This is a genomic window from Streptomyces sp. NBC_00239 (assembly GCF_036194065.1).
Classification (GTDB): Bacteria; Actinomycetota; Actinomycetes; order Streptomycetales; family Streptomycetaceae; genus Streptomyces.
The window spans coordinates 253,108-275,319 of the sequence record NZ_CP108095.1; the positions used below are offsets into that span (position 1 = coordinate 253,108).

Here is a 22,212-nt window from a genome sequence, read left to right on the forward strand (position 1 = left end):
GTCTGCCACAGCGCAGGGGCGAACCGATGAGGCCCGGCATGTTCTTCGCGGTGGAGCGGCGGCTGGACCGCCCCGTGTTGAAGGACATGCCCGGCGGTCGTGGCGTTCGGTCGCCCCTCGCATGGTGGTCCGGGCGAAGTGCCTCACTGGCTGCGGCTTTTCCCGGAGGCCGCCAGGGCGAGGCAGGCGGCTACGGCGGAGAGTGCGGCCAGGGCTGCGAAGAGGTGGGGGTAGCCGCCGAGTGGGCCTGCGAGGGCGGCGCCGGCCCAGGGGGCCAGGGCGGCGGCGATGTGGGCGGGTGCGCCGAGGAGGCCGGAGAGGCGGCCGTAGTGGGTGGTTCCCCAGCGGTCGGTGACGGCGGTGGCCTGGAGCAGGGTCAGGTTGCCGCGTACGACTCCGGCCAGGATCGCGAGGAGGACCAGCAGGGGCAGCGGGCCCGGGACGAAGGCCAGGGATGCGGTGGTCGCGCCGCCGAGGGCGATGAGCGTGACGGTGCGGGTCGTGACGGACGTACGGGTTGCCAGAGCCGCGTAGAGGGTGCGGCCCAGGGTCTGGCCGGCGCCGCCGAGTCCGAGGGCCCAGGCGGCGGTTGTCGCGCCGGCGCCGCGTGCGGTGAGGAGCGGGATGATGCCCATCACGACGGCGTACATGGCGAAGCCGGAGAGCGTGAAGGCGACGGCCAGGAGGAGGAAGGGTCGGCTGCGCGCTACCGGGGTGCGGTCGATCGAGCGCAGGGCCGGCGGCGCGGGGGGCCAGGGCGCGCGCAGGGCGAGGGCGTGGGCGGGGATGGTGACGGCGGCGAGGGTCACGGCCAGGACGACGTAGGTGGCCCGCCAGGTGAGGTGTTCGGCGAGGGCGGCGGTCAGCGGTGCGAAGACGGTGGAGGCCAGGCCGCCCGCGAGAGTGACGATCGTCAGGGCCCGGACGCGGTCGGGGCCCCACCAGCGGGTGAGGGCGGCGAAGGCCGGCGGGTAGAAGGTGGCGGCCATGGCGACACCCGCGACGATCCAACCGCAGGTGAAGACCGTCAGGTTCGGGGCCGCTGCGATCAGGAGGAGGGCCAGGGCGCCGATCACGGACCCGAAGGTCATCACCGCGCGCGGGCCCCGGCGGTCGAGGATCCGACCGATGGGGATGCCGGCGAGCGCCGAGACGAGGAGGGCGAGGGAGAAGGCGGCGGTGGCCGCGTTGACGGACCAGCCGGTGTCGGCCGTCAGGCGTGGGAGCAGGACGGGGAAGGCGTAGTAGACGATGCCCCAGCTGGTGATCTGGGTGGCGCAGAGGGCGGGGAGCACGGCGCGGGGCCGCGACCGGTCCCCCGTACCGGTCGCGGCCCCGCTGCTTTGGAGGTCGGTCACCTCGGTCAGCAGCCGCCGGTGCGGGCCGGGGCGCCGACGCCGATGGTGAGCGTGGCGGGGGCGGCGCAGCAGCCTCCGCCGGTTTCCTCGGCTGCGGCGGGCTGGTCGAAGAGGCCGGCGCCGCCGCAGACTCCGGTCTCGGGGAGGGTGAGTTCGACGCGCTCTGCGGCTTCCTGGTCGCCGGCGAGGTGGGCGACGATGGAGCGGACCTGCTCGTAGCCGGTCATGGCGAGGAAGGTGGGGGCGCGGCCGTAGGACTTCATGCCGACGAGGTAGACGTCCTTCTCCGGGTGGGAGAGCTCGTTGACGCCGTGGGGGTAGACGGTGCCGCAGGAGTGCTGGTTGGGGTCGATCAGCGGGGCCAGGGCAATGGGGGCCTGGAGGCGCTCGTCCAGGCCGAGACGCAGCTCGTCGAGGAAGGTGAGGTCGGGGCGGAGGCCGGTGAGGACGATGACCTCGTCGACCGGGTCCAGGCGGCGGCCGTCCTCGCCCACGAGGATCAGGCGGCCGTCCCCGGTCTTCTCGATGGCGTCGGTGCGGAAGCCGGTGACGGCGTCCGCGTACCCGTCGTCGACGGCGGCCTTGGCTGCGAGGCCGAGGGCGCCGCGGGCGGGGAGCTGGTCCGCGTTGCCGCCGCCGAAGGTGGAGCCTGAGATGCCTCGGCGCAGGATCCACTGCGCGTGGGTGCCCTGCTCGTCCTTCGCGAGGTCGGCGAGGTAGGCGAGGGCGGTGAAGGCCGAGGCTCCGGAGCCGATGACGGCGGTGCGCTTGCCGGCGTAGCGGGTGCGGACGGCCGGGTCCTTCAGGTCGGGGACGCGGTAGGAGATCCGGTCGGACGCAGCCTTCTCGCCGAGAGCTGCGAGGCCGCTGCCTCCGGCCGGGCTGGGGGTGGACCAGGTTCCCGAGGCGTCGATCACGGCGCGGGCGAAGATCCGCTCCTCGCCGCCGGGGCCGGTGAGGTGGATGACGAAGGGCTGGGCCTCACGGTCGGCGTCGACGATGCGGTCCCGGCCGGCCCGGGAGACGCCGGTGACGGTCGCGTTGTAGCGGACTCGGTCGCCGAGGACGTCGGCCAGGGGCTGGAGGTAGCGCTCGGCCCAGTCGCCACCGGACGGGTAGGTGGCACCGTCCGGCTTGACCCAGCCGGTAGGGGCGAGCAGCTTCTCGGCCTCGGGGTCGACGACCTCGGACCAGGTGGAGAAGAGGCGTACGTGCGACCAGTCGCGCACGGCGGACGCGGCGGCCGGTCCGGCCTCCAGGACCAGCGGCTCGATGTCCCGTTCGATGAGGCGGGCAGCCGCGGCGAGTCCGATCGGGCCGGCGCCGATCACGACGACGGGCAGGGCTTCGGTGGATGCGTTCACGGCGGGCTCCCCAGTTGATTCGACGTCTGTCGATGTCCTGACGCCTCCAGAGTGGACCCTGTATCGACGTTCGTCAACATAGACATCTGTCGAAACTCGTCGGATGATGGGGGACATGACTACGAAGGTGTTGCCGCTGCTGGCGCCGCAGGACGCGGCGGCGTGCTGCCCGCCCCTGTCCGAGCGCCCGCTGACGGCCGAGGAGGCCGAGCGGACCGCCGGTATGTTCAAGGCCCTGGGCGACCCGGTCCGCCTCAGGCTGTTCTCGCTGGTCGCCTCGCACGAGGGCGGCGAGGCATGCGTGTGCGACATCTCCGACGTGGGCGTCTCCCAGCCGACGGTCTCCCATCACCTGAAGAAGCTGCGGGAGGCCGGGCTGCTGTCCTCCGAGCGGCGCGGCACCTGGGTGTACTACCGGGTCGAGCCCTCGGTGCTCGCCGCCATGGGACAGCTGCTGACCCGCGCGGCTGCCGCATGAGCATCACCATCGCGCCGCTGGCCGAAGCGCACGCCGATCAGGTCCTGGCGATCTACCAAGCGGGGATCGACGAAGGCAACGCCACCTTCGAAACCACAGCCCCCACCTGGCAGGCATTCGAAGCGGGCAAGCTGCCGGAGCACCGCTTCGCCGCCGTCGGCGAGGACGGCAAGGTCCTCGGCTGGGTCGCGGCGAGCGCCGTTTCGGACCGGTGCGCATACGCAGGCGTGGTCGAGCACTCCGTCTACGTCCACCCCGCAGCCCGAGGGCGCGGTGTCGCCCTGGCCCTGCTCCAGGCCCTGATCGAGTCCACGGAATCGGCTGGGATCTGGACGATCCAGTCCGGCATCTTCCCCGAGAACCGCGCGAGCCTGGCCCTCCACCAGCGGGCCGGCTTCCGGATCATCGGGACCCGCGAGCGCATCGGCCGCCACCACGGCATGTGGCGCGACGTGGTCCTGCTGGAGCGCCGCAGCGCCGCCGTCACCTGACGCTGCCGTCTGCCGGTCAGCGTGCGGGCTGGGTTGCGGCGTGGAGCCTTGACGCGCCCAGCGGAATCCCCACCGCGGTCAGGACAGCAGAGATGCGATCTCGCGGGCGCAGTCGCGGGCGGGCCGGCCGACGCCGATGAGGGTGGCGGAGGCCGGGCCGGTCCAGTCGCCGTATCCGAGCAGGTGCAGGCGCGGTTCGTCGAGGGCGCGGGTGCCTTCGGTGGCGATGTGGCCGCGGGCGCCGCGCAGGCGCAGGGCGGCGAAGTGGGCGAGGGCGGGGCGGAAGCCCGTGCACCAGATGACGGCGTCGGCCTCTGCACGGGTGCCGTCCGCCCACTCCACGCCGGTCGGGGTGAGGCGGGTGAACATCGGTTTCGTGTGCAGGAGACCGGCGTCGCGGGCGGCACGGACCGGCGGTACGGCCACGATGTCGCCGAGGGAGGCGACTCCGCCGGTGTCGGTGCGGCCTTCGTCGAGGGCGCGGCGGCGGGCGGTCGCGTGGTCGAAGAGGGCGCGGCCGTCGATGTCGTCGGCGAGGTAGCGGGGCGGGCGCCGGGTGACCCAGGTCAGCTCGGCGGTGCCGGCGAGGTCGGCGGCGATCTGGGCGCCGGAGTTCCCGCCGCCCACGACGATCACCTGCCGCCCGGCGAACTCCTCGGGGCGCCCGTACTGGACCGTGTGGAGCTGACGGCCCTCGTACGCGCGGCGGCCCGCGACGGCCGGGATGAACGGGCGGGTCCAGGTGCCGGTCGCGCTGACGACCGCTCGGGCCCGCCAGGAGCCCGAGTCGGTCTCGACCCGCAGGAACGGACCGTCGCGCCGCACGCTCTCGACCCACACCCCGTGCTGGATCGGCAGCTCGTACCGCTTCTCGTAGTCGGCGAGGTAGGCGACGACATGAGCTGCGTCCGGGTAGACCTCGCCCGCTTGAACGGGCATGAGACGGCCGGGCAGCGACGCATACGCGGCGGGCGAGAACAGTCGCAGGGAATCCCAGGTGTGCTGCCAGGCCCCGCCCGGCGTCGCCTGGGCGTCGAGGATGACGTGCTCGATGCCCAGGCGGCGCAGGTGGTAGCCGGCGGCGAGCCCGGACTGGCCGCCGCCGATCACCACCACATCCGTGCGCCGCGTCATGCCGCGGGCGCCTCGGTGTCCGTCTTGCCGGGCATGAAGACGACCGCCACCAAGGCCAGACCGACCACGACGCCGATCAACTGCATGCCGATGAAGCCGGCGACGGAGGCAGGGGCGATGCCCGCGAACGTGTCCGTGAAGGCACGGCCGATCGTCACCGCCGGGTTGGCGAAGGAGGTGGAGGACGTGAACCAGTAGGCGGCGCCGATGTACGAGGCGACGGCGACGGGCGCGAAGCGCAGCCGGTCCGTCCTGGCCAGGCCGAAGATCAGCAGGATCAGCCCTGCGGTGGCGACGACCTCGCCGAGGAGGAGGTTCCCGGCGGAGCGGTCGTGGGTGGACCACTTCACCAGCGGCTCGCCGAACATCGCGTCCGCCAGGATCGCGCCCGCGATGGCGCCGACGATCTGGGAGGGTACGTACACGGCCACCTCGCGGACACTGACGCCGGCTCCGCCGCGGCGGGCGGTCCACCACTCGGCGAGCGTGACGGCCGGGTTGAAGTGCGCGCCGGAGACCGGCCCGAGGAGCGCGATGAGCACGCCGAGCCCGAACACGGTGGCGGTGGAGTTGGCCAGCAGCTGGAGCGCCACGTCGTCGGTGAGCTTCGTGGCCTGGATGCCCGAGCCGACCACGATGGCGACGAGGGCCGCGGTGCCGACCAGCTCGGCGGCGGCGCGGGCGATCAGCGGGGTGTGGGGCGGGGTCGCGCCGGGTGCGGGCTGGGGGCTGTCGGCGGCTATGACGGTGTCCGCGGTGGGGGCGGTGCCGACGGGCTCGGTGGCGGTCAAGGCAGGTTCTCCTCGGGCAGGTGAGGCAGAGCACCCGGGGGTGCTGAAGGCTAGGGGCAGGACCGCTTGAGGTTCGCGTCGGCGGTGGCACGAGCGGTCGTGGCGAGGTCGGCGAACTGACCGGCGAGGCCTTCGATGACTTCCGGGCGCAGGCGGTAGTAGGTGAACCGCCCGCATGGCTCCGTCTCGACGACCCCGGCCTCGCGCAGCACCTTCAGGTGGTTGGAGAGGTTCGTCTGCTTGGCGCCCGTCTCTTCCACGAGGTGGGTGGTGCAGAGGGTCTCGCGCGCGAGCAGGGTCACGATCTGGAGCCTGAGCGGGTCGGCCAGTACCCGGATCAGATCAGTGTCGACTGACGTCATCATGGACTGATAATGTCACATCACTCAGGGCTGATACCAGTCCGGGCTGAGTCATTGCCGTCTGAGCGCGATGGACGGCCCCCGTTGACCCTGCCGATGAAGGAAGAACCGATGTCATCCACCCCGCTCGCGTCCGTGTTGTTCGTCTGCGTCCACAACGCGGGCCGCTCCCAGATGGCGGCCGGGTTCCTGCGCCACCTCGCCGGCGACCGCGTCGAGGTCCGCTCCGCCGGCTCCGTGCCCGGTGAGCAGATCAACCCCTCCGCCGTCGCCGCGATGGCCGAGCTCGGCATCGACATCTCCGACCAGAAGCCGAAGGTCCTCACCACCGAGGCCGCCCAGGCGTCCGACTACATCATCACGATGGGCTGCGGCGACGCCTGCCCGTACTTCCCCGGCAAGACCTACCTCGACTGGCAGCTCGAGGACCCGGCCGGCCAGGGCGTCGAGGCCGTCCGTCCCATCCGCGACGAGATCAAGGGCCTCATCGAGGGCCTGATCGCCGAGATCGACGCCAAGAAGTAGACCTGGACGTCCTCCAGAGCGACAAGCCGGTACTCGTCTGACGGCGGCGGCCCCGGCCGGCCCCGCCAGCACGTCCCGAACGCGCTCCGCCCGCCGAACCGAGAACCTGGTCGGCGGGCGGGCGCGGCGTGATGGGCGTTCAGGAGCAGAGTGCACCGTTGAGCGTGTAGCGCGCCGGGATGGCATTGGTACCCGAGTACGTCGCCTGGAAGCCGAAGCTCGCACTGCCGCCGGGCGCCAGCGTGCCGTTCCACCCGGCGTCCCGGGCGGTGACCGTACTGCCCGACTGGCTCACCGCGGCGTTCCAGGCGTTGCCGATCCGCTGATCACCCGCGAAGCTCCAGCCGAGGGTCCACCCGGAGATCCCCGAGGATCCGGTGTTCTTCACGGTCACCGTCGCCGTGAAGCCGTTGCCCCAGGCGTTGTCGATCCGGTACGCCACCGTGCACGAGGCCGCCGGCGCGTCGTCGTCCGCCTCCGTCGCCGTGAACGTCGCCGCCTGCACGCCAGGACCACCGACCGTGAACGTCGCGCTGCCCGGGGATGCGTCGGCATCCTGCGCGGCGAAGACCGGAACCTGCTGCGCCGTGGCCCAGTCGGCCGGGGTGAACACCAGGGTCGCGGCCGCCGACAGGTCCTGGTCACCGGAGTTCCGGGCCACCGTCACCGTGACGTTCTGCGCGGGCGCGGCGGAGAGCCGCACGCCCACCGGCACCGAACCGCCCTCGGGGACGGTCACGGCCGCCGGCGCCACCCGGACCACGGGCACCGGCGGGGCGCTGCGCCGCTCAGCCGCGAAAGCCGCCAGCCAGGCCAGCGAGGCGTTCCAGTTGATGGCCACCTCGTTGGTGGAGTACGAGCCGATGTCGTCCACGTAGCATGCCGCCGGTGCGCAGCCCGTGAGCTTCTCCTTGGCCACGGGATCTTCCAGGCCCGCGTTCGGCCCGCCCGCGAAGGAACCGGCCGGCGGGTGCGGCAGCGAGGCGTCGTTCTGGTGCGCCCAGAACCGGTGGTGCTGGTTCTGGGAGTAGCGGTCGCCGTAGCCGGTGACGTAGGAGAGGTCGAGCGCGTTGCGACCGAGCAAGTAGTCCAGGGTCTCCAACGCCCCTGCCCGGTACCGCTGTTGACCGGTGAGCTCGTAGGCGACGGCCATCACCATCGCGTTGTTGGCGACGGAGCTGTTGGAGCCCCACCCGTACCCGGTGGCGGGGAGCGGCACCGCGTAGCCCTGTCCGGCCATGGTGGACAGGTGGCCGTCGGCGGCAGTGGTCAGCAGGCCGCGCAGCCGGGCCATGTCCTCGGCAGGCAGGGTCACCCCTTGGACGGTGGCGAGGGTGATGCGGCCGAGCGTCGCGGTGCCACCCCACCAGAACGCGTCGACGGGCTTGGTGTGGTGCGCAGAGGAGGTGACGGCGTCCCGGTACTGCGACTCACCGGTGGTGGCCAGGAGCTCCGCCGCCGCCCAGTAGAACTCGTCGGAGACGTCGGCGTCCTCGTACGCACCGCCGCCGGTGTTGTCGGTCGCCGGGGCAAGCACGTTCGGGTTGGCCTTGGCGGCCGTCCAGGCGCGGCGGGCCGCGTCCATGCAGCGCGCGGCGAACGCGGCGTCGTACGGCGCGTACACCCGCGCACACTGCGCGGCAGAGGCCGCCAGGTTCAGCGTCGCGGCGGTCGACGGCTTGTGCAACTCACGCTGTTCGGCGTCGAGTTCGGGACGGGTCGGCAGGGCCGTCCACTTGGCGTCGTGCATCTTGTGGAAGGCCATGCCCGCCATCGGCTTCCCGGCCGGGACCTGCATCCGCATCAGGAACTCCAGCTCCCAGCGGGCTTCGTCCAGCACGTCCGGCGTCCCGTTGCCACGCTCCGGCACCCGCAGCGTGGCGTCGCCGAGCGCCGCATCGCCGCCCGAACTGCGGGCCCGTTCGAAGGAGTTGACCATCTCCCAGACGGAGATCCCGCCGTTGACCACGTACTTGCCGTGGTCGCCGGCGTCGTACCAGCCGCCGCGCACGTCCAGTTGGTAGTCGCACACCCCGGCCTGACAGGGGACGCCGGTGTCGCCCTTGTTCGGGGCGACGCCCAGGTGCCCGGCGGGGCGGGCGTAGGCACTGCCGCCCGCCAAGGCTGCGTCGATCGCAATACCGCTGCGCTGCTGATGGAAGAACGACATGCTGTCGGCGCGCAGTCCGTCGTACAGCGAGGCGGATATGTCGAAGGGGTGACTGGCCTGGCCGCCGACGACCAGGGTGTAGCCGGTGCCGGTGCCGGTGTACGCGCCGAAGTCCACCAGGTGCGTGGACTGGCCGGACGCCTGGTCGGCGCCGCGCACCGTGGTGGTGCCCGAGGCGGCCACCGCGCCGCCGGCGTCGCGCAGTTGCCAGGCGAGCGGGGCGGTCGCGGAGCCGGCCACGGTGGCCCGCTTGGGGCCGTCGGGCAGGTAGCCGAGCTGGTTGACCCGGACGGGCGTGTCGGCAACGGCGGCCGCGGTGGCGGCAGCCGCGACCGGAACGGTCAGGGCGGTCGTGGACAGGCCGCCGACAGCCAGGGCGAAGCCGGTGAGGACAGCGGCCGCGCGACGTGGCACGCCGCGGGCGAAGGTGACAGGAGGCACGGGTGGAGCCTTCCTTGGTGGGTGGGGAGGCAACGTGTGGGAGCGCTCCCAATGAAGCCAGCGTCCGAACGGCCCCGTCAAGTCTCTTGTTCGTAGCGGTAGTTGACCTGCGCTCCGTCGGCCGGGATCGGGGTGCCGTCCGCGCATCGGTCGCTCACGGTGAGGGACGCACGGCCGTTGCAGCGCCGACCGTCCGCGGCGACCCGCGGCCTCCCTCCCGGTTGCAGCGCCGACCGTCCGCGGCGACCCGCGGCCTCCCTCCCGGCCGGCCCGCCGGGCACCTGAACCGCGCCATCGGATGCACGGGGACGTCCCGGCGCCTTCCGAGCCGCGACTGCCCGACGGTCTGGCCGGATCACGCGCCGCGATGCGGCGCGCGGCCTCAGATGCCCGGAGCGTGAGGGGTGTTGCCGTAGTAGGCGTCCGGTCCGTGCTTGCGGGTGAAGTGCCGTTCCAGCAGATGCCTCGGCGGTTCGGAGGTGTCTCCGAGGCGGGACCCCAGCGCCAGCGTGTGCAGCGCCATCTCCGCCACGGCCTCGCAGATGACGGCGTTCTCCAGTGCGGCCTTCGCGGTGGCGCCCCAGGTGAAGGGGCCGTGTCGTGAGACGAGTGCTCCGGGGACCTCGTCGGCCCGCCGGGGGTCACCGTCGAGCCGGGCGACGATCACCTGTCCGGTGTTGTACTCGTAGTCCTGCGCGCACTGCTCGGCGGTGAGATCCGCGGTCACCGGGACGGGCCCGTTGAAGGTGTCGGCGTGTGTCGTGCCGAGCACCGGGATCGGGCGGCGCGCCTGGGCGAAGGCGACGGCGTGCGCCGAGTGCGTGTGGGTGATGCCCCCGATGGAGGGGAAGGCGCGGTAGAGGCACCGATGGGTTTCGGTGTCGGTGGACGGCCTGAGGTGCCCGTCGACGACCCGTCCGTCCTCCAGCGCCACCGCCACCAGGTCCTCCTCGGTGAGGTCGGCGTAGGAGACCCCGGACGGCTTGATGACGAAGACACCGGCGTCTCGATCTACTCCGCTGACGTTTCCCCAGGTGAGGGTGGCCAGACCGGCCTCCGGGATGCGCAGGTTGGCCGCGAGGACCTCGCGACGGAGGTCCTTGAGGTTGGTCTCGCTCACCGGATTTCTCCCAGGACGCCCCGTCCTTTACGGCGGGGAGGAACGGGTCCTTGGGGCGGAGCCGCGTAACGGCGGAGTTCTCTGCGCATCTGTTCTGACCTGGACTTTCTTTCGTTGTCAGTGGCGACGGTTAGGTTTCGATCGTGACGACGGCAGCGATTGCCGACGGGTCCGGGCATGCTCGGTACACCTACCGGCTGCACCTGTCGTCCACCGCCCGCACTGCTCTGGAAGCGGAGTGGGGGCGGTGTCGTTGGGTATGGAACGAGTGTGTGGCGATGTCCCGGACGGCGACCACCACGCCCGACGCCCACGACCTGCCTCACGCCGGCCACGGCAAGACGGCCGCCGCGAGGCGGCGCTGCTCGACATGGCCCGCAAGCACGGCCGGACCGTGCATCTGGTCAACCCCGCGCACACCGCCATGGACTGCGCACACTGCGGTACGAGAGCCAAGCACCGCCTACCTCTTTCGATGAGAACGTATACGTGCACCGCCTGCGGAACCGTGTCCCCCAGGGGCAAGAACTCCGCCCGCGTGATGCTCGTCCGGGCTGGTCTCGTACCCGGCTGGTGCTGACCTTGTAAGACCTGCCACCTGCTGGGCGTCAGGCGAAGCGAGCTGGGAATCCCCCTCCTTCAGGAGGGGGAGGAGTCAATGCGCTCTCACCGTCTCTCCGACATGGCGGCGGTTTCCTTGGAACCGGCGTTCGGCAGGCCCCGCAGTCGTGCATGAGTGGACTGGACCGATCGGGGGCCGCGCCAGGCGTCGCGGCTGCGCTACCCCAGCTTCCCCCATCAGATTGTGAGCGCTAACAAGCGATAATCTCAAGAGGTACGAGAAGATTCCTGCCCGCATCACGCGGCCAACGCTGCATAATGTGAACGCAAACATCAATTCCCAGCCGACAATCTCCCGATCGGTCCGAGACGTGTGCGGGCCGCGGCTGGTTCGGTACCTTGAGGGAAGGCCGCTCGATGAGGAAAGGAAGAGAGTTGACCCAGCTCCCAGACGTCTCGCGAGCGCCCACGATGACGGACGTCGCGCGCGTCGCCGGCGTGTCCCATCAGACCGTTTCACGAGTGCTCAGCGACCACCCGAACGTCAGCGCCAAGACCCGGGCCGCCGTCACACAGGTCATCGAGCAGCTGGGGTACCGCCGCAACTCGGCGGCCCGTGCTCTGGCCACTCGCCGGACCCACACGCTGGGCGTCATCGCGGTGAACACCACTCTGCACGGGCCCGCCAGCACCGTGGCGGGGGTGCAGGAGGCGGCTCGGGACCGCGGCTACCTGACGTCCGCCGTCACGCTTCGGACCGCCACGCAGACAGCCCTCGCCGAAGCCATGCAGCACCTCGCCGGGTGGGGCGTGGAGGGGATCGTCGCCGTCACTCCGCAACGCGCAGCGGTGCGCGCCCTGGCGGCGCTGGAAGCGCCGTGCCCGGTGGTCACCGTGGAAGGCGGCCACACCCTCGACCTGCCGGGGGTGTCGCTGGACCAGAACCTCGGCGCCCGCATGATCACGGAGCATCTCCTCGCGTCGGGCCACGCCACCGTGTGGCACGTGGCGGGCCCTCCCGACTGGCTCGAGAGCGAGGCCCGCACACAGGGGTGGGAGGACGCACTGCGCGATGCGGGCGCCGAGGTGCCGCCCCTGCTGCGCGGCGACTGGAGTCCGCTGTCGGGGTACCGGGCCGGCCAGCAGCTCGCGGGGCGGTTCCTGGCGTCACGAGGGCGGGGAGCCGGCCTCACCGCGGTGTTCGTCGCCAACGACCAGATGGCCCTCGGTGTCCTGCGGGCCTTGCGGGAAGCGGGCCTGCGCACGCCCGAGGACGTGGCGGTCGCAGGCTTCGACGACATCCCCGAGGCCGAGTTCTTCCCGCCCCCGCTGACGACGATCCGCCAGGACTTCGCCTCGCTCGGCCGCGACAGCATCGCGCTGCTCCTGGACCACATCGAGGGCAGGACCGACGAGTCGACACACCTGGTGGTGGCGCCCGAGCTCATCGTGCGCGCCAGCACGGCCCGCAGGATCGCTCCCCCGGCCGAATGACCCCTGCCCGGCCTGTGGCCCCCCACGGGGAGCCGGGGCCCGAGGGCGCTTCGTACGGGCGGAGACGGCGCGGGCACCAAAGCCGCTGTCCGGTGCCGCAGGGGCACCGGACAGCGGATACGGTCGGCGGACAGCGGATGCGGCCGGACCCGCCCCTTTCAGGCGGTGACCGTGGTGAAACTGTGGATCGTGGTCGACCGGTACAGCTCGCCCGGGCGCAGGACGACCGTCGGGCAGTCGGGGCGGTTCGGGGAGTTGGGGAAGTGCTGGGTCTCCAGCGCGACCCCCGCGTAGGCGTGGTACTGCCTGCCTGCCTTGCCCGTGATGTCACCGGTCAGGCCCTGGGCGGTGTAGACCTGGATGCCCGGTTCGGTGGTGAACACGTCCATGCGGCGGCCGGATGCCGGGGCGTACAACACGGCGGCCTTCCGAGGTCGGGCCTGCACGGCGCCGTCGAGGACCCAGTTGTGGTCGAAGCCGCCGCCGGCGAGGGCCAGTTGCGCATCCGTATGGGTCAGGACGTCGGAGAGCCGCCGGTGCCGGCGAAGGTCGAACGGGGTGCCGCTGACCGGGCGGTGAGGGCCGTCGGGGATCAACTCGGCGTCGACGGGGGTGTAGAGGGGGGCCGCCACCTGGAGGTGGTGGGCCAGGACGTTGCCGCGCCCCTCCCCTTCGAGGTTCCAGTAGGCGTGGTTGGTGAGGTTGACGATCGTCGGCGCGTCGGTGACCGCTTCGTACGACATGGTCAGGTTGTCGTCGCGGTCCAGCGTGTAGGTGAGGCGTACGTTCAGGGCACCGGGAAATCCTTGATCGCCATCTGGGCTGTGCAGGAACAGCCGGACACCGGTGCGGTGCGCCGAGTGGAACGGTTCGCACCGCCACAGGCGCTGGTCGAACCCGTCGGGACCGCCGTGCAGCGTGTGTCCGTTCTCCTGGGTGGCGAGCCGGTGGGTGACTCCGTCGACGACGAACCGGCCGCGCGCGACGCGGTTGGCGTAACGGCCCACCGTCGCGCCGAAGTAGCGTGCGGAGCCCTCGCAGGCGGCGGGGTCGCGGGCCGCGAGCACCACGTCGGCGGTGTGGCCCCAGCGGTCCGGCAGAAACAGGGAACGGAGACGGGCGCCAAGCGTGTGGACCTCCGCGCGGGCCCGGCCGGGGAAGCCGAACCGCCACCTCTCCCCCGTTCCCTCATCGGGCATGCGCAGGGGTCGTTCCGTCCGCGGACAGGCGGAAGCCCGCCCGGGATCAGTGGCCGGGTCGGTGTTTTCGTGTACGTGTTCCATGGTGGTGTTCCCTGGAAGTCGGTCCATCGGAGGGCATGCCGGGAAGCAAGGTGCAATCGCGGCACTCGAACGCTGTGCAGGGGGCTGAGGGGCGCGGCGGCCGGGTGTCAGTCGGCGGCGGGGCGGCGGCCGCTCATCAGACGTTGCAGCACGATGAACACGAGCAGCAGGGCGCCGATGACGATCCGGGTCCACCAGGAGCTGAGCGTGCCCTGGAAGTTGACGACCGTCTGGATCATGCCGAGGACGAGCACGCCGAGGGCGGTGCCCAGGACGAAGCCGGAGCCTCCTGTCAGCAGCGTGCCGCCGATCACGGTGGCGGCGATCGCGTCGAGTTCCATGCCCATGGCGTGGAGGGCGTAGCCGGAGAGCATGTAGAAGGTCATCAACAGGCCGCCGAGGGCGGAGCACAGGCCGCTGACGGCGTACACGGCGATCTTGGTGGAGCCCGTCGGAAGACCCATCAGGCGTGCGGAGGATTCGTTGCCGCCCAGCGCGTAGACGTTGCGGCCGAAGCGCGTGTGGTGCAGTACGACGAAGGCCATCACCAGCACGGCCAGGGCGATGACCACCGGGATCGAGACGAACAGTCCCCCCGGCCCGTACAGCCTGGTCTGCGCGATTCCCGTCGTGGCGGGATCGGTGATCGTGATGGATTCGGTGCTGATCGTGTAGCAGAGCCCGCGGGCGAGGAACATGCCGGCCAGGGTGACGATGAACGGCTGGATCTCGAAGGTGTGGATGATCCAGCCCATGAGTGCCCCGCTCGCGGCGCCGACCAGCAGGACCAGGGGAATGACGGTGGCCAGGGGCCAGCCGTGCGACTCGACCAGCCAGGCGGTGAGCATGGTCGACAGGGCCACCATGGAACCGACGGACAGGTCGATGCCGCCGGTGAGGATGACGAAGGTCGCCCCGACCGCGACGACCAGCAGGAACCCGTTGTCGATCAGCAGGTTGAGTACGACCTGCGTGGAGAGGAAGCCCTCGTAGCGCACCGATCCGACGCTGAACATGACGGCCAGCAGAACGGCCGTGACGATCAGCGGGATATGGGTGCGGGTGCGCGGGGACACGGCCGCGAAGGGGCGGGTGAGGTGCGCGGCGGCGCTCGCGATGCCGGTGCTCATGCGCGTACCTCCTGCTGCTGCGGGGCGGCGCCCGCCGTGGTGTGGGATCGGGGAGTGATCGTCCTGCGGCGGCGCAGGACCTTGGCCCGGAAGACCGGGGACTGCACGAGGCAGACGACGATGACGACGAAGGCCTTGAAGACGAGGGTCGTCTCGGGTGGGACGCCGAGGGTGTAGACGGTGGTGGAGAGGGTCTGGATGATCAGGGCGCCCAGGACGGTGCCGCCGAGGGAGAAGCGTCCTCCGGTCAGGGCGGTGCCGCCGACGACGACCGCGAGGATCGCGTCGAGTTCGATCCAGAGGCCGGCGTTGTTGCCGTCGGCGCTGGAGACGTTGGAGCTGATCATCAGCCCGGCGACGGCGGCGCACAGCGCGCTGAAGACGTAGACCAGGGCGAGCAGACCGCCGGCGCGGATGCCGACCAGGCGGCTGGCGGCGGGGTTGCCGCCCACGGACTCGATCAGCATCCCGAGTGCGCTGCGACGGGTGACGAAGGCGGTGAGCGCGACGAGGGCGGCTGCCAGGAGGACGGCGAACGGGAAGGTCAGCCAGTAGCCGCCCCCGATCATCTTGTAGGGGGCGCTGGTCACCGTGACGATCTGGCCGCCGGTGATCAGCTGGGCGACGCCGCGGCCCGCGACCATGAGGATCAAGGTGGCCACGATGGGCTGCACCCCCAGACCGGACACCAGGAAGCCGTTGGCCAGGCCCAGTACGAGTGCGACGCCGAGCGCGAGGGCGACGGCCGTGAGCATCGTGGCGACGCTGCCGGGATGTGCGGCGGTGGAGATGTGCCCACAGGCGAGGGCGCCGGCGATGGCGACGGTGGAACCCACCGAGAGGTCGATGCCGCGGGTGGCGATGACGAGGGTCATGCCGAGCGCCACCAGGATGAGGGGCGCGCCGAACTGGAGGATGTCGATGAGGCTGCCGTAGAGGTGGCCGTCGCGTACGCGGACGGCGAAGAAGTCGTGGTGGAACGCGAGGTTGCCGAGGAGCAGGGCGAGCAGGACGAGCGTTGGCCACAGCAGGCGGTGGCCGGTCAGTCGTCTCCCGATGGCGCCGGCCGCCTCGAACGTGGAATGGGCGGGCTGGGGGGTCATGAGTCCGATCCCGTGGCGATGGTCGTGAGGATGCGTTCGGGCGTGACGGTGTCGTCGTTCCTGAGGGTCGCCACCATGCGGTGGTCGCGGAGCACGGCGATGTGGTGGCTCAGGCGCAGGACCTCTTCGAGTTCCGCCGAGATGAACAGCACGGCGGTGCCCTCCCCGGCCAGGCGGGCCACGAGTTTCTGGATCTCCGCCTTGGCCCCGATGTCGATGCCCCGGGTGGGTTCGTCGAGGATCAGGAGCCGGGGTGCGGTCAGCAGCCAACGCGCGAGAAGGACCTTCTGCTGGTTGCCTCCGCTGAGGTGGCGTACCTGTGCTTCGGGGTCGGCGGGACGGATGTCCAGGGCTTCGATCCAGTGCCGCGCCAGTTCGTCCTGTTTCGCGCGGGCCAGCGGCCTGGTCCAGCCGCGGGCGGCCTGCAGGGCGAGGACGATGTTCTCGCGGACCGTGAGCTCGCCCACCAGTCCCTCGGACTTGCGGTTCTCGGAGCAGAAGGCGATGCCCCGGGCGATGGCGTGGCGGGGGGTGCGCAGGACTGCCTGCTTGCCCTCGATGCGGACTTCTCCGGAGTCCGCGCTGTCCGCGCCGAACAGGAGGCGCGCCACTTCGGTGCGGCCCGAACCCAGGAGGCCGGCCAGTCCGATGACCTCGCCGGCGTGGATGTCGAGGTCGTACGGTTCGATCGAGCCCGTGCGGGTCAGTTGTCGTGCCCGGAGGAACGGCTCGCCGGACACCCGTTCGGCCGCTTGCTCGTGGGCACGGCCCGACAACTGGTCGAGGGTGGCCAGTTCTCCGCCGATCATGCGCTGTACCAGTGTCACCGCAGTGAGCTCGCCGATGGCGTACTCGCCCTCCAGCCGGCCGTTGCGCAGGATGGTGACGCGGTCGCAGAGATCGAATACCTGGTCGAGGAAGTGTGTGACGAACAGGATGGCCGCACCGCGGTCCCGTAGGCGCCGCACCAGCGTGAAGAGCTGGGCCACCTCTTCGCGGTCCAGGCTCGAGGTCGGTTCGTCCAGCACGAGCACCTTCGCCGAGACGTCCACCGCCCGGACGATGGCGACCAGTTGCTGCACCGCCAGGGAATGCGAGTCGAGCAGGCTGGTGACGTCCAGGTCGAGGTCCAGTTCCGTCAGCAGCTCGGCCGCCCGCTGCCGCATCGCGGACCAGTGGATGAGGCCGAACCGGCGCGGTTCGCGCCCGATGAGGATGTTCTCGGCGACCGAGATGTTCGGGCAGAGGTTCACCTCCTGGTAGACGGTGCTGATTCCGGCCTGCTGTGCCTGGAGGGGATCCGTGAACGCGTGCGGCCGACCGTCGACGACGATCGTGCCGCCGTCGGCGGGGTGGACACCGGTGAGCACTTTGATCAGGGTGGACTTCCCGGCGCCGTTCTCGCCCATCAGGGCGTGCACCTCACCGGGGAAGAGCCGCAGCGCGACTCCGTCGAGGGCGAGCACGCCCGGGAACTGCTTGCGGATGTCGTGGGCTTCCAGGACCGGCCGCGGGCCGCCGGCGCCCGTGGGCGGCGGGGTGGACGGTGATGCCATCCGCCCTCCTCTCATGGGTGGGGTGGTGGAGCGGGCTCCGGATGGTGGAGGAGGCACGTGAGCCGGGCCTCCTGCGGCACCGGAACCTGGCGGCGTCAGTAGTTCCGGGACGGCAGCGCGGCCGCGGCCTTGTCCTGTGGGAAGACACCCTCCTCGGTCTCGACGCGGGGCGGCACGCTCTCCCCGGCCACGACCTTCTTGGCCAGTTCCATCAGCTGGTCACCGAGCATGGGGTTGCACTCCACCACGACGTTGATCTTGCCCTCGGTCATCGCGACGAAGGCGTCCTTGATTCCGTCCACCGAGATCACCTTGATGTCCGTACCGGGCTTCTTGCCGGACTCCTCGATGGCCTGGATGGCGCCGAGGGCCATGTCGTCGTTGTGGGCGTAGAGGACGTCGATGTCCTTCTGGGACTTCAGGAACGCCTGCATGACTTCCTTGCCCTTGGCGCGGGTGAAGTCGCCCGACTGCGAGGCAACGATCTTGAACTTGCCGTCGCTGCGGATGACGTCGGCGAAGCCGGCCTTGCGGTCGTTGGCGGGTGCGGACCCCGTGGTGCCCTGGAGCTCGACGATGTTGACCGGGCCCCGCTCCTTCGCGTACGCGCCGGTCAGCCACTCGCCCGCGGACTTTCCCTCCTTGACGAAGTCCGAGCCCAGGAAGGTCTTGTAGAGGGAGGTGTCCTCGGTGGCCACGGCGCGGTCGGTGAGGATGACCGGGATGCCCGCGTCCTTGGCCTCCTTCAGCACCGTGTCCCAGCCGGACTCCACGACCGGCGAGAAGGCGATCACGTCGACCTTCTGCTGGATGAAGGTACGGATCGCCTTGATCTGGTTCTCCTGCTTCTGCTGCGCGTCGGAGAACTTGAGGTCGATCCCGGCCTTCTTCGCCGCCTCCTGGACGGACTTGGTGTTGGCGGTACGCCAACCGCTCTCGGCGCCGACCTGGGCGAAGCCCATGGTGATCGAGCCGCCGGAGCCCGACTTGGCTCCGGCGGAGACCCCGGAGTCGGGGCCCTCGGTCGAGCAGGCGGTCAACGCCGAGGAGGCGAGAAGGGCGACGGTGAGGACGAGAGCTGCTCTGCGCGTCATGACGGGTGTCCTTTCAGGGGGTACGGAGGAGGCTCCGCCCGGCCGGGGCAGGGCTGTGCCCGGGGTCAGGGGCAGGGGCGGGGCCGGGGTCGGCTGGAGAGGGATGCCTTCGAGAAGCGGGCGCCGTCGCATTGTGAGCGCTAACAAGCTTGGTTCTCAACCCCCTTGCGCGCGTTACCTCTCCGTTACCGTGCCCGGGCCGGCGAAAGGGCCGGGATTCACGCCGACCTCTTGCCTATCGACATTGTTAGCGCTCACACTGCATGGCGTCGGGCCCTCGGCCGACCGCCAGGATCGCGGGACGGCATCTCCGGCCGCCGGCCGCGCCGCCTGCCCCCGACCCCACGGCTCCCTCGAAAGGCACTCTGTTGACGTCACCCCACCCCCTCGCGCCCACCCCGCCCTCCGAGGAATCGGAGCAGTACACGGTCGGCGTCGACTTCGGCACGCTGTCGGGCCGCGCCGTGGTGGTGCGGGTCCGCGACGGTCAGGAGCTGGCCGCGGCGGTCCACGCCTACCGTCACGGCGTCATCGACCGGCACCTGCCGCACGGCGGTGCGCAACTGCCTCCTGACTGGGCCCTGCAACACCCCCAGGACTGGCGGGACGTACTGCGTCACGCCGTCCCGGAGGCCGTGGAGGCGGCCGGGATCGATCCCGCCGCGGTGATCGGCATCGCCACCGACTTCACCGCCTGCACCGTCCTGCCCACGCTGGCCGACGGGACTCCCCTCGCCGAGACCGAGCTCGCCGGACGGCCGCACGCATGGCCCAAGCTGTGGAAGCACCACGCGGCCCAGTCGCACGCCGACCGCATCAACGAACTCGCCCACGCCCGCGGGGAGAAGTGGATCGCCCGCTACGGCGGCCGGATCTCCGCGGAGTGGCAGTTCGCGAAGGCCCTCCAGGTCCTGGAGGAGGATCCGCTCGTCTACCGCACCTGCGCGCGGTGGATCGAGGCAGCCGACTGGATCGTGTGGCAGCTCACCGGAACCGAGTCCCGCAACGCCTGCACCGCCGGATACAAGGGCATCCACCAGGACGGCGCGTACCCGAGCGAGGAGTACCTGGCCGCGCTGAACCCCGGGTTCGCCGACTTCGCACGCACCCGCCTCGAATTCCCCCTCTCCGCACTGGGCTCACGCGTGGGCTCGCTCAGTACCCGGGCAGCGGCTTGGACAGGGCTGCGCGCCGGCATCGCCGTGGCCGCGGGCAACGTCGACGCCCATGTCACCGCGGCGGCGGCCCGGGCCGTCGGAAACGGTCAGCTGCTCGCCATCATGGGCACCTCCACCTGCCACGTCGTGAACGCTCCCGTCCTCGCCGATGTCCCCGGCATCTGCGGTGTCGTCGGCGGCGGGATCGTCGAGGGCGCCTACGGCTACGAGGCCGGCCAGAGCGCCGTCGGCGACATCTTCGCCTGGGTGCTGGACCAAGGCGTCCCGCCGGACTACCTCGCCGAGGCCGCCGAGCGCGGCGAGGACCTGCACGCGCTGCTGACCCGGAAAGCCGCCGCGCAGCCGGTCGGCGGCCACGGACTGGTCGCCCTCGACTGGCTGAACGGCAACCGTTCGGTGCTCGTCGACCACCACCTCTCCGGAGTCATCGTGGGTCTGACCCTCGCGACCCGCCCCGAGGACGTCTACCGCGCGCTGCTCGAAGCCACCGCGTTCGGCACCCGCGTCATCGTGGAGGCCCTCGAGACCGGCGGCGTACCGGTGCACGAGTTCATCGTCGCCGGCGGACTGGCCAAGAACGAACTGCTGATGCAGATCTACTCCGACGTGCTGCGCCGTCCCGTCTCCCTCGCCGCGTCCGACCAGGGCCCCGCCCTCGGGTCCGCCATCCACGCCGCCGTAGCCGCCGGCGCACACCGCGACGTACGAACGGCCACCGCCGCCATGGGCCGCCGACTGCCCTCCGTCTACCGGCCCGACGCCTCGCGGGCCGACGCCTACGACGCCCTCTTCGCCGAATACCGGCTCCTGCACGACCACTTCGCCGCCGACGGCCTGCTGCACCGCCTGAGGAGCATCCGCGACATGACCCACACCGCCGACTGACGCGCCCCGCCGTCCAATCCAGCTACCCCACCCGCCCGCCGCCCCCAACGCCCTTGCGGGGACGTCACCTTCAGGAGTCCATGTGCCCAGCCGAACATCTCCCGCCCAGGAAATCTGGTTCCTCACGGGCAGCCAAGGGCTGTACGGGGAGGAGACGCTGAAGCAGGTCGCCGAACAGTCGCGGCAGATCGCCACCGCCCTGGCCGACGTCTCCGGCATCCCCGCACGTGTCGTGTGGAAGCCGGTACTGACCGACGCCGACGCCATCCGCCGGATGTGCCTCGATGCCAACGCCGACGACGCGTGCATCGGGCTCATCGCCTGGATGCACACCTTCTCGCCGGCCAAGATGTGGATCGCCGGACTGGACGCGCTGCGCAAGCCGTTGCTCCATCTCCACACCCAGTCGAACCTGTCCCTGCCCTGGGACACCATCGACATGGACTTCATGAACCTCAACCAAGCCGCCCACGGAGACCGCGAGTTCGGGCACATCCAGGCCCGCCTCGGCGTGCCCCGCAAGACCGTGGCCGGCCACGTCACCGATCCGGTCACGACCGCACGCGTCGCGATCTGGGCGCGGGCGGCCGCCGCGCGATCCGAACTGGCCACCCTCAAGGTCGCCCGCTTCGGCGACAACATGCGCGACGTGGCCGTCACCGAAGGCGACAAGGTCGAGGCCCAGCTGCGCTTCGGCGTCTCCGTCAACACCTACGGCGTCAACGACCTGGTGGAGGTCGTCGACGGCGCGGACGAGAGCGAGGTGGCTTCCCTCGTCGAGGAGTACGCGGACCTGTACCACCTGGCGCCGGAACTGCGACCGGGAGGCGAACGCCACGACTCGCTGCACTACGCGGCCCGCATCGAAGCCGGCCTGCGCACCTTCCTCGAGACGGGCGGCTTCGGGGCGTTCACCACCAACTTCGAGGACCTGGGCGGGCTGCGCCAGCTGCCGGGCCTCGCCGTCCAGCGGCTCATGGCCCAGGGGTACGGCTTCGGAGGAGAGGGCGACTGGAAGACCTCCGTGCTGTTGCGCGCCCTCAAGGTGGCCGCGACCGGTCTCCCGGGCGGCACCTCCTTCATGGAGGACTACACCTACGACATGACACCCGGCAACGAGCTCATCCTCGGCGCGCACATGCTGGAAGTCTGTCCCACCCTCGCGACCGCCAGGCCCAGCTGCGAGATCCACCCCCTCGGCATCGGCGGGCGCGAGGACCCGGTCCGCCTGGTCTTCGACGCCGCGCCCGGCGCGGCCGTGGTCGTCGGCATCGCGGACCTCGGCGACCGCTTCCGTCTGATCGCCAACGACATCGACGTGGTGGCACCGCCCCACCCGCTGCCCGCCCTGCCGGTTGCCCGCGCCGTCTGGCGGCCCCACCCCGACCTGCGGACCTCCACCGAATCCTGGCTGACGGCCGGAGGACCGCACCACACCGTCCTCAGTACCGCCCTCACCTCCGACCACCTCGACGATCTGGCGGAGATGCTCCGCCTGGAACTCGCCCTCATCGAGGAGACCACCACTCCGAAGCAGTTCCGGCGCGACCTCCGCTGGAACCAGGCGTACCACCGGCTGGCGCAGGGACTCTGACTGCTGCTCCGGGAGAGCGTGTGACGGATGGGCGCGTAGAGGCCGGGCAGGCCCTCACGGGCTGCCCGGCCTCCTCGTACGCGTCGCCGTCCCCAGGCGG

Annotated in this window: 18 protein-coding genes and 1 pseudogene; 7 read left to right on the top strand and 12 right to left on the bottom strand. The window is 71.2% G+C overall.

Annotated features, from left to right (window positions below; all coding sequences use genetic code 11):
• Positions 1-143: 143 nt before the first annotated feature.
• A complete protein-coding gene (locus tag OG764_RS01310) occupies positions 144-1,358 on the bottom strand; it encodes an MFS transporter (RefSeq protein ID WP_328966484.1) in 1,215 nt (404 codons plus the stop codon).
• Between the two features lie 5 nt (positions 1,359-1,363).
• On the bottom strand, positions 1,364-2,722 hold the full coding sequence (locus OG764_RS01315) for an NAD(P)-binding domain-containing protein (RefSeq protein WP_328966485.1): 1,359 nt from the start codon (positions 2,720-2,722) through the stop codon (positions 1,364-1,366).
• 115 nt (positions 2,723-2,837) lie between these two features.
• Between OG764_RS01315 and OG764_RS01320 the strand changes: the two genes are divergently transcribed.
• Complete coding sequence (locus OG764_RS01320; protein ID WP_328966486.1) at positions 2,838-3,200, top strand: ArsR/SmtB family transcription factor; 363 nt, start codon at positions 2,838-2,840, stop codon at positions 3,198-3,200.
• Positions 3,197-3,691 carry a GNAT family N-acetyltransferase gene (locus OG764_RS01325; protein ID WP_328966487.1) on the top strand — a complete coding sequence of 165 codons (495 nt, stop codon included), beginning with the start codon at positions 3,197-3,199 and terminating at the stop codon, positions 3,689-3,691. Before OG764_RS01320 ends, OG764_RS01325 begins: the two co-directional genes overlap by 4 nt.
• 78 nt (positions 3,692-3,769) lie before the next feature.
• Here OG764_RS01325 and OG764_RS01330 read toward each other — a convergent pair whose 3' ends face one another.
• Genes OG764_RS01330 through OG764_RS01340 form a run of 3 tightly spaced genes read right to left on the bottom strand, consistent with a single transcriptional unit; the run spans position 3,770 to position 5,981 of the window.
• On the bottom strand, positions 3,770-4,825 hold the full coding sequence (locus OG764_RS01330; RefSeq protein WP_328966488.1) for an ArsO family NAD(P)H-dependent flavin-containing monooxygenase: 1,056 nt from the start codon (positions 4,823-4,825) through the stop codon (positions 3,770-3,772).
• A complete protein-coding gene (locus OG764_RS01335) occupies positions 4,822-5,616 on the bottom strand; it encodes an MIP/aquaporin family protein (protein ID WP_328966489.1) in 795 nt (264 codons plus the stop codon). The genes OG764_RS01330 and OG764_RS01335 overlap by 4 nt, the downstream gene beginning before the upstream one ends.
• A 50-nt stretch (positions 5,617-5,666) precedes the next feature.
• Positions 5,667-5,981, bottom strand: a complete 315-nt coding sequence (locus tag OG764_RS01340; protein ID WP_328966490.1) for an ArsR/SmtB family transcription factor — start codon at positions 5,979-5,981, stop codon at positions 5,667-5,669.
• Positions 5,982-6,089: 108 nt separating this feature from the next.
• Between OG764_RS01340 and OG764_RS01345 the strand changes: the two genes are divergently transcribed.
• Positions 6,090-6,503: an arsenate reductase ArsC gene (locus OG764_RS01345; RefSeq protein WP_328966491.1), complete on the top strand. Its 414-nt coding sequence runs from the start codon at positions 6,090-6,092 to the stop codon at positions 6,501-6,503.
• 139 nt (positions 6,504-6,642) lie between these two features.
• On the opposite strand, the gene OG764_RS01350 is transcribed toward OG764_RS01345, so the two are convergent.
• Both OG764_RS01350 and araD read right to left on the bottom strand, forming a co-directional pair.
• Positions 6,643-9,114, bottom strand: coding sequence for a glycoside hydrolase family 9 protein (locus OG764_RS01350; protein ID WP_328966492.1), 2,472 nt, complete (start codon positions 9,112-9,114; stop codon positions 6,643-6,645).
• Positions 9,115-9,496: 382 nt separating this feature from the next.
• Positions 9,497-10,234: an L-ribulose-5-phosphate 4-epimerase AraD gene (araD, locus tag OG764_RS01355; RefSeq protein WP_328966493.1), complete on the bottom strand. Its 738-nt coding sequence runs from the start codon at positions 10,232-10,234 to the stop codon at positions 9,497-9,499.
• A gap of 352 nt (positions 10,235-10,586) precedes the next feature.
• Between araD and OG764_RS41645 the strand changes: the two are divergent.
• Both OG764_RS41645 and OG764_RS01365 read left to right on the top strand, forming a co-directional pair.
• Positions 10,587-10,827, top strand: a pseudogene (locus tag OG764_RS41645) (zinc ribbon domain-containing protein); the annotation flags it as partial.
• Positions 10,828-11,212: 385 nt separating this feature from the next.
• Entirely contained in the window at positions 11,213-12,289 is a 1,077-nt protein-coding gene (locus OG764_RS01365) for a LacI family DNA-binding transcriptional regulator (RefSeq protein WP_443055840.1), read from the top strand.
• Positions 12,290-12,447: 158 nt separating this feature from the next.
• Here OG764_RS01365 and OG764_RS01370 read toward each other — a convergent pair whose 3' ends face one another.
• The 5 genes from OG764_RS01370 to OG764_RS01390 all read right to left on the bottom strand — a co-directional run bounded on the left by OG764_RS01370 (position 12,448) and on the right by OG764_RS01390 (position 18,455).
• Complete coding sequence (locus OG764_RS01370) at positions 12,448-13,488, bottom strand: aldose epimerase family protein (RefSeq protein WP_328966495.1); 1,041 nt, start codon at positions 13,486-13,488, stop codon at positions 12,448-12,450.
• Between the two features lie 191 nt (positions 13,489-13,679).
• Entirely contained in the window at positions 13,680-14,702 is a 1,023-nt protein-coding gene (gene yjfF, locus OG764_RS01375) for a galactofuranose ABC transporter, permease protein YjfF (protein ID WP_328966496.1), read from the bottom strand.
• Complete coding sequence (locus OG764_RS01380) at positions 14,699-15,805, bottom strand: ABC transporter permease (protein ID WP_328966497.1); 1,107 nt, start codon at positions 15,803-15,805, stop codon at positions 14,699-14,701. Before OG764_RS01380 ends, yjfF begins: the two co-directional genes overlap by 4 nt.
• Positions 15,802-17,361, bottom strand: a complete 1,560-nt coding sequence (locus OG764_RS01385; RefSeq protein ID WP_328966498.1) for a sugar ABC transporter ATP-binding protein — start codon at positions 17,359-17,361, stop codon at positions 15,802-15,804. Before OG764_RS01385 ends, OG764_RS01380 begins: the two co-directional genes overlap by 4 nt.
• Positions 17,362-17,456: 95 nt before the next feature.
• Positions 17,457-18,455 (bottom strand): ABC transporter substrate-binding protein, encoded by a 999-nt coding sequence (locus tag OG764_RS01390; RefSeq protein WP_328966499.1) that lies wholly within the window; start codon positions 18,453-18,455, stop codon positions 17,457-17,459.
• 368 nt (positions 18,456-18,823) lie between these two features.
• On the opposite strand from OG764_RS01390, the gene araB reads away from it, so the two are divergent.
• Both araB and araA read left to right on the top strand, forming a co-directional pair.
• Positions 18,824-20,518 carry a ribulokinase gene (araB, locus tag OG764_RS01395; RefSeq protein ID WP_328966500.1) on the top strand — a complete coding sequence of 565 codons (1,695 nt, stop codon included), beginning with the start codon at positions 18,824-18,826 and terminating at the stop codon, positions 20,516-20,518.
• An 82-nt stretch (positions 20,519-20,600) separates the two neighbouring features.
• Positions 20,601-22,112, top strand: a complete 1,512-nt coding sequence (gene araA, locus OG764_RS01400; protein ID WP_328966501.1) for an L-arabinose isomerase — start codon at positions 20,601-20,603, stop codon at positions 22,110-22,112.
• Positions 22,113-22,212 lie beyond the last annotated feature (100 nt).